Source organism: Thalassovita autumnalis (genome assembly GCF_001458255.1).
Lineage (GTDB): Bacteria > Pseudomonadota > Alphaproteobacteria > Rhodobacterales > Rhodobacteraceae > Thalassobius > Thalassobius autumnalis.
Genome location: NZ_CYSB01000024.1, coordinates 86,390 through 93,248 on the forward strand (window position 1 = coordinate 86,390; position 6,859 = coordinate 93,248).

Sequence of the window (6,859 nt, forward strand, 5' to 3'; positions counted from 1 at the left end):
TTGCTTGGCAGCGCCGGGCGCGCTGGTGGTGTGTTGGCCCTTTGGTGTCGCTGGGATCTTAACTCTGCGATGGCGGTTCAATCTGGCACGGATCCGTCCGGCGTAGATTGGTCCGGCCCAAATTAGTCAGGCCCAGATTAGTCCGGCCCAGTTTAGTCCGGCAGAGTGATCACCATACCGTCATAGGCCACGGAGATATGGTCAGCGGTTTCGGCTTCCAGCGTCTCATAGTCAAGATCTACGTGCATATTTGTCAAGATGCCGCGCTTGGGTTGCATCTTTTCGATCCACTCCAGCGCGGTGGCCAGATCAAAATGCGTCGGGTGCGGTGAGCGGCGCAGCGCATCCAGCACCCAAACGTCCAGATCTTGCAGGTGGGGCAGGGCATCGTCAGGGATCTTGGCCACATCCGGCAGGTAGGCCAGCCCTTTGATACGGAACCCGAGCGAGTCGATACTGCCGTGGTTCACTTCAAACGGGGTGAATGTGATAGCACCGCCTGCGCCCTCAATCGTCACATCGCCATCAATGGTGTGCATGTCCAAAATGGGCGGATAGGGGCTGCCCTCGGGTTGCACAAAGGCATAGCCGAACCGAGACAGCAGCGCGTTTTGGGTATCACCGTCTGCCCAAACCGGCAGCCGGCGGCGCATGTTGAAAACAACCATGCGCAGGTCATCCAAACCATGCACGTGATCGGCATGGGCGTGGGTCCACAGCACCGCATCCAATTCACCAACGCCGGCATCCAGCAGCTGCTGGCGCATATCAGGCGTGGTGTCGATCAGCACCCGGGTGGTGCCTGCGTCGGTCACGCGCTCTACCATCATGGAACAGCGGCGGCGGGTGTTTTTGGGGTTCATTGGATCACACTCCCCCCAGATGCCGCCAATGCGCGGCACCCCACCGGAGGAGCCGCAGCCCAGAATGGTAAACCGCAGCTCAGCCATTAGGCAGCGGCCTCATAGCGGGCGGCTTTCCAGAACAGCCGGTCAAAGTTTTCCTGCGTGCGGGCGGCGAATTCCGCATAATCCATGCCAAAAACCTCGGCCCCGACCTGTGCGGTGTGGATGGAATAGCCCGGTTCATTGCGTTTGCCGCGGAAAGGTTTCGGCGCCAGATAGGGGCTGTCGGTTTCCACCAGAATGCGGTCCACTGGGGCGTTCGCAAAGATATCGCGCACCTCTTGCGATTTCGGGAAGGTCGCGATCCCCGACATCGACAGGTAGAAGCCCAGATCCAACACGGTTTTCGCCAGCTCAGGGCCGGAACAGTAGCAATGCATCACGCAGGAATAGGCGCCGTTGCGGTACTCGCCTTCCAGAATGCGGGCCATATCCTCATCTGCAGAACGAGCGTGAATGATCAGCGGCAGTTTGGTGCGGCGTGCAGCCTCGATATGGATCAGCAGGCTCTCCTGCTGCACCTTGGCGCTGTCAGCGGTGTAGTGATAATCCAGCCCACTTTCGCCGATGCCAACAAACTTGGGGTGATCGGCCAGTTTGACCAGATCCTCAACCGAGACCAGCGGCACCTCTGCTGCAGACATCGGATGGGTGCCAGCGGCGTAAAATACCGGATCATAGGCCTCAGCGATGGCGCGCACGCGCGGCTCGGCCTCCAGCTTGGTGCAGATGGTGACCATACGGGTGACGCCAGCCTCAACAGCGCGGGCAACGATCTGATCGCGCTCTTCATCGAAATCGGGGAAATCGAGGTGGCAGTGGCTGTCAGTGATCTGAATGGTTTCGGTCATCTTGGTCTCTTGCCTGCGCCGGCCTTAGCCTGCGGCGGTTTTCTGTATCTTGAAAACCGTATCTAGGATGAGTGCGGCAGGGTCAAGATTGACCGCCCGGCCATGACGGGTGCGCCCGCCGACATCCTGGGCCAAATCGGCCCAGGCGCGGGCCTGATGTGGCGTCGAAGACAGGCGCGCCAGCAATTGCGCTTCGCCGCGCGCCACCTCAACAGCGGGGGGCTGACCCAGGGCCCCCGCGCGGGCCAGCCGCGCCAGCAACAGATCATTCAACGCAAATAGCAGGTCCAGCTTGGCCTCCGCCCCGCGTGCCGCAGCACTTTCCGCCAGTTTCAACGCCCGCGACCGGTCCAGCCGCGGCAGGGAGCTATAGAGGTCCACCAACTCCTGATAGATCGCCAGACCGTTTTGATTGACCAGCCGGATTGCCTCTCCCACGGAACCGGCGGAAATCTCGGCAAGGGCGGCGGGGTTTTCCACTTCTGGCGCCTCAGCCTGTGCCAGGGCCGCAGCCATCGCATCTGGTCCCATGGGCGCAAGGCGCAGCTCGCGACAGCGCGACCGGATGGTGGGCAACAGGCGGGATGGCTGATGGCAAACCAGCAGCAGGATGGTGTTTGCAGGCGGCTCTTCCAGCACTTTCAGCAGGGCGTTGGCGGCTGAGACGTTCATTTCATCCGCGGCGTCAACAATCACCACCCGGCGTCCGCCATCCGCCGCCGACAGCGAAAAGAAGTTTTTCAGCTTGCGCACTTCTTTGACCAAAATGTCCGCGGCCAGCTTGTCACCCTTTTCATTCGGGCCACGCCGCAGCAGGAACAGGCCCGGCTCTGACATCGCCTGAATGCGGGCTTCCACCGGATGATCGGGCGGGATCGCCAGGCTGGTGGGCGGCTCGGGCGCGCCAAAAAGACCGGCGCTCTGCTCAATCGGTTGGGTCAGCAGGAACCGGGCGATCTGCCAGGCCAGCGTGGCTTTGCCGATGCCTTTAGGGCCGGTGATCAGCCAGCCATGATGCAAACGACCGGAATTAAAAGCCTGCAGGAACTCAGCCTGGGCCGCATCCTGTCCGAAAATCTGCTGGGTTTCGCGGGGATGTGGTGCCCCGTCCACCCGGTCTGGTTCTGGCAGCTCAACCTCAGCCATCGCTTAAGCCTCAGCCAGCGCGGCCTCAGCCGTCGCAAGCACATCCGCAGCCACCGCGTCCATATCGCGGGCGCCATCGATGATGCGGAACCGGTCGGCAAATTCTTCTGCCAGTGACAGAAAACCTGCGCGCATCTGCTTTTGCAGATCTGCGCCGAAGCTTTCAAAGCGTTCCTCAACCCCCTGACGCGACAGGGCGCGTGACAGGCCTTCTTCGGGGTCCATGTCGATCAGAACGGTCAGGTCCGGTTCGCGCCCGATCATCAGGCTGTGCAGCTGATCGACGGTGCCGCGCAGATCGCCGCGGCTCAGACCCTGATACATCCGGGTGCTGTCGGCAAACCGGTCACAGACCACCACTTTACCAGCGGCAAGTGCGGGCAGGATGGTCCGCTCCAGATGGTCGCGGCGTGCGGCGGTGAACAACAGGATTTCGGTTTCGGCCGACCATCGGTCAGGGTCGCCCTGCAATACAAGCGCGCGGATTTCCTCCGCCCCGGCAGAGCCGCCGGGTTCCCGTGTCAGCACGACCTCATGGCCTTTTGCCTCCAACGCAGCAGCAAGGCGGCGGCATTGGGTCGATTTGCCCGACCCGTCGATGCCTTCAAAGCTGATGAAAAGGCCGGTCTTCGATGTCTTGGTCACGATGCGCCCTCAGGCCCCTGTTCCAACCGGCGCAACAGCGCCTTGGCCGCAGTACCCACACGGGTCATGAAACCGCCCACCGGCACGTCTTTGTCGGCTACCAGCGGGTAAGATACCTCTTCCAGGCCTTCCGGCTTCAGGATCAGTTCCGCCAGTTCCTGACCCTGACGGATCGGGGCCTCGATCGGGCCTTTGTAGACCACTTCGGCCTGCATCGCGTCACCGTCAAGGGCGGGCAGCAGGGCTGAGATGTCGGCAGCCGGCGTCAGGCCAACCCGTGGGGCCGCGCCCATCCAAACGTCGGCCTCAGCAATCACGGCGCCCTCTTTGGCGACGTCCCGCAACACGAACTGGCGAAAGGACCAGTTCACAATCGCCTCAGCCTCTTCGGCGCGGGCTTTGGTGCTGTCTAGACCGGACACAACAAAGACAATACGGCGATCCCCCTGCATGGAGGAGCCTACCAAGCCGTAACCAGCCTCTTGCGTGTGGCCGGTTTTCAGACCATCGGCACCGATGCCCAGCCCCAACAACGGGTTGCGGTTGCGGGTGTTTTGCGGCGCCCGCCCGTCAAAGGCAAATTCACGCTCTGAAAACAGCGGGTAGTACTGTGGGAAATCCTCAATCAGCCGGGTTGCCAAGAGCGCTAGATCGCGGGTCGACATGCGATGCCCTGCCGCCGGCCAACCGTTGGAATTGGCAAAGGTTGAATTGGTCATCCCCATTTTCTGTGCGCGTTGGGTCATGTAGCGGGCAAAGCCGGCCTCGGTTCCGTTCGGGCTCAGCGCTTCGGCGATCACCGCACAGGCGTCATTGCCAGACAACACGATGATGCCGCGGATCAGATCCTCTACCCGGACCCGATCGGTGGTGTCCAAAAACATGGTGGAGCCGCCATAGCTCATCGCGTGTTCCGAAACGGGCAGCTCTTCGTCCAGTGTCAGGCGGCCATCTTTCAGGGCCTCAAACACGATATAGAGCGTCATCAGCTTGGACATCGACGCCGGCGGCAGCGGCACATCGGCGTTTTTGTTCAGCAGAACCGTGCTGGTTTTCAGATCCACCACAAAGGCCGATTTGGCGCGGGTTTCAAAGGCCTGCGCCGGCCCGAGCAGCAGCAGCGCCATCACGGCCCCGCTGAGGGAGTTTCGCAGCAGAGAGATCATGTGTCTGCCTCCGTCTTGGTCATTGTGAGGGTACGCGCGCCGATCCTTGCCGGATCAGTTGCGCACCGCATAGGCATCGGTGAAGCCTTTGGCTTTGATTTGGCTCAGCAGGCTGGTACGGGCGGCGCTGGACTGCGCTGGGCCGACCAGAACGCGCCAGTAGGTCTTGCCCTTGAGGCTGGCCTCTTTGATCACCGAAGGCATGCCCGAAGCTTCCATCTGGTTGGCCGCTTTCTGGGCGTTGCCTTTCACCGAGAAGATGCCGATCTGTAGATAGGGTTTGTCCAGCGACGATACCGCAGGCGCTGCCGGCTTGGCAGCAGGCGCTGGCTCAGCCTTGGCCGTTTCCCCCCCGGTTTCTTTGGCCTCTGCCGCATCAATCGCCGCGGAGGCGGAGCTGATCGGATCCAGTGTGGTTTCTTCAATCGGCTGCGCCACGGCTGCGACCTGATCGGCAGGTGGGGCAACAGGCGCCTCGCTTGGCACTTCTTCCCGGCGCAGTGCGGTAACGCTTAACTCCACCGGTTGACCTGCCAGCATCGACAGGGCGGCCGCCGCGTCAGAGGAGGCCTGGAACCGCGGCCCCGGATTGGCCCGTTCGCGGCGGAACAACGCCCCGATCACAAATTTTCCATTGGCTTCATTGCGGATGATCACCCGCTCAGGATCCGCCACATCCGGATGCGCCACCCAAACACCGCCCAGCGACGGGCGGCCATCCCACAGGCCAGCTTCGGTCTGCTGGAACACATCGGGGGCTTCAATGTCACGCTCCACCAAGGTGACGGATTGCGCATCGCCGGTTTGCTCCGGCGCCTTTTTGAACAGGTTGAATTTCGGGCCTTGCGCGCCATCCTGACAGGCGCCGAGGGCAAGGGTCAGACCGGCAAACACCAGCCCCGTTCTGATTCGCGCAGAATGTGGGCGCGCTGCTGTGGTATTGGTCATCTGTCTCTCTCGCCTCTGTCCGTCGCCCGCTGCTGCGCGCCGGTTGTTTCCGGTCTTCGCAAGCCCAGTGGGCGGCCACCTCAAAAAGCAGCTTAACGACATGTGCTTCACAAGGAAAGGCACAAGCCAAGCAGCCTGGCAGCATCGGCAAGTTTCCCCATGTCGGGACCGCAGTTTGGGCTGCGGCGACAGGCAAAGGGGCAGGCGATGCGTGGGGTCAACATGCCGAACTTCACAAGATTTGATTTTTCCGCGCGCTTCGCCCTTTTAGAATCAATTCGCTATCGTTAAATCCGTCCAAGTCGGAGGAGTGGCAGAGTGGTTGAATGCACCGGTCTTGAAAACCGACGTAGGTGAAAGTCTACCGTGGGTTCGAATCCCACCTCCTCCGCCATCTATGGCAGCTACTATTTGAAATCATTGATAAATTTGGGGTCGCTTCGGATGTGCTCGTTGGTTGCCCCTAATGCGTCGTGACTTTTGATTTACTTGCCACCCCCCAGGGTGCTCCGATGCTGAGAAGTTGGTGCATTCCATCGATCCAGGTCAAGCGCGAGACTTTCCGAGTTTTTGACGATTCTGTCAGGATGATTGTGCGTTGCACATGCGGGGGGATGTGAGAGTTGGGGGGCGGGGCACAAATGTTAGCGTCGTGCTGGGTGCCGTTACAGTAGATCGGGCGGGGCATGGAACGGAGGGGCCAACTTTCTTAGGTTGCGAGGTGGAAGTTGGAAGAACCTTCGAGATGTCGGTTTGGTAGTTTGGCATAGGATTTGATTGTGTCCACACTTGGTGCCCGCTGTAAGTCTAGCCGGCAGCGGTCTACATAGCGAAAGACACCTAGTTGGTGCAAAACTCCCTGCGAGGAATAGCGTAAGAGGATTTTGTAACGCTAACAACTATTGGTTTGACTGATGGCTTATGGGTGCTTGCGTTTCGTTCAATCGTGATGATGTGTGCCTGAGCCCGCAGGGAGTTCGCTGCGGATCTAGAGTCAAGATTTTGATCTGTTATGAAATGAAAATCATATCGTTCGATGATGCCTCAAAATGAAAAAACTTAAGCCCGTATGTTCCTTTGGGGTTTTGGATGTTGATTATTTTCTTCCTTGTTTATGGGGAGATTGAGTTTAGCCTAACGCCTGTGAAGTGGTCCCACCTTTTCGGACAGTTTTGCAGCTTTGCTAAGGTGTATCGGG

General features: G+C 60.1%; 6 protein-coding genes and 1 tRNA gene. 1 reads left to right on the top strand and 6 read right to left on the bottom strand.

Annotation, left to right across the window (positions count from 1 at the left end):
* Nucleotides 1–152 precede the first annotated feature (152 nt).
* From TL5118_RS06015 to TL5118_RS06040, 6 genes are all read right to left on the bottom strand, one after another.
* Nucleotides 153–950, bottom strand: coding sequence for an MBL fold metallo-hydrolase (locus TL5118_RS06015; RefSeq protein WP_058242949.1), 798 nt, complete (start codon nucleotides 948–950; stop codon nucleotides 153–155).
* Nucleotides 950–1,756: a TatD family hydrolase gene (locus TL5118_RS06020; RefSeq protein WP_058242948.1), complete on the bottom strand. Its 807-nt coding sequence runs from the start codon at nucleotides 1,754–1,756 to the stop codon at nucleotides 950–952. The genes TL5118_RS06015 and TL5118_RS06020 overlap by 1 nt, the downstream gene beginning before the upstream one ends.
* A 24-nt stretch (nucleotides 1,757–1,780) precedes the next feature.
* A complete protein-coding gene (locus TL5118_RS06025) occupies nucleotides 1,781–2,902 on the bottom strand; it encodes a DNA polymerase III subunit delta' (RefSeq protein ID WP_058242947.1) in 1,122 nt (373 codons plus the stop codon).
* A gap of 3 nt (nucleotides 2,903–2,905) precedes the next feature.
* Nucleotides 2,906–3,547: a dTMP kinase gene (gene tmk / locus TL5118_RS06030; RefSeq protein ID WP_058242946.1), complete on the bottom strand. Its 642-nt coding sequence runs from the start codon at nucleotides 3,545–3,547 to the stop codon at nucleotides 2,906–2,908.
* Nucleotides 3,544–4,674, bottom strand: a complete 1,131-nt coding sequence (locus TL5118_RS06035; RefSeq protein ID WP_058243022.1) for a D-alanyl-D-alanine carboxypeptidase family protein — start codon at nucleotides 4,672–4,674, stop codon at nucleotides 3,544–3,546. The genes tmk and TL5118_RS06035 overlap by 4 nt, the downstream gene beginning before the upstream one ends.
* 93 nt (nucleotides 4,675–4,767) lie before the next feature.
* Nucleotides 4,768–5,661 (bottom strand): SPOR domain-containing protein, encoded by an 894-nt coding sequence (locus TL5118_RS06040; protein WP_058242945.1) that lies wholly within the window; start codon nucleotides 5,659–5,661, stop codon nucleotides 4,768–4,770.
* A 304-nt stretch (nucleotides 5,662–5,965) separates the two neighbouring features.
* Here TL5118_RS06040 and TL5118_RS06045 point away from each other — a divergent pair.
* Nucleotides 5,966–6,055, top strand: a tRNA-Ser gene (locus TL5118_RS06045).
* Nucleotides 6,056–6,859: the final 804 nt, after the last annotated feature.

What these genes read in the sequence shown, in the direction of transcription:
- TL5118_RS06015 (WP_058242949.1), bottom strand. Translation starts at nt 950, where the DNA reads ATGGCTGAGCTGCGGTTTACCATTCTGGGCTGCGGCTCCTCCGGTGGG.
- TL5118_RS06020 (WP_058242948.1), bottom strand. Translation starts at nt 1,756, where the DNA reads ATGACCGAAACCATTCAGATCACTGACAGCCACTGCCACCTCGATTTC.
- TL5118_RS06025 (WP_058242947.1), bottom strand. Translation starts at nt 2,902, where the DNA reads ATGGCTGAGGTTGAGCTGCCAGAACCAGACCGGGTGGACGGGGCACCA.
- TL5118_RS06035 (WP_058243022.1), bottom strand. Translation starts at nt 4,674, where the DNA reads ATGGCGCTGCTGCTGCTCGGGCCGGCGCAGGCCTTTGAAACCCGCGCC.
- TL5118_RS06040 (WP_058242945.1), bottom strand. Translation starts at nt 5,661, where the DNA reads ATGACCAATACCACAGCAGCGCGCCCACATTCTGCGCGAATCAGAACG.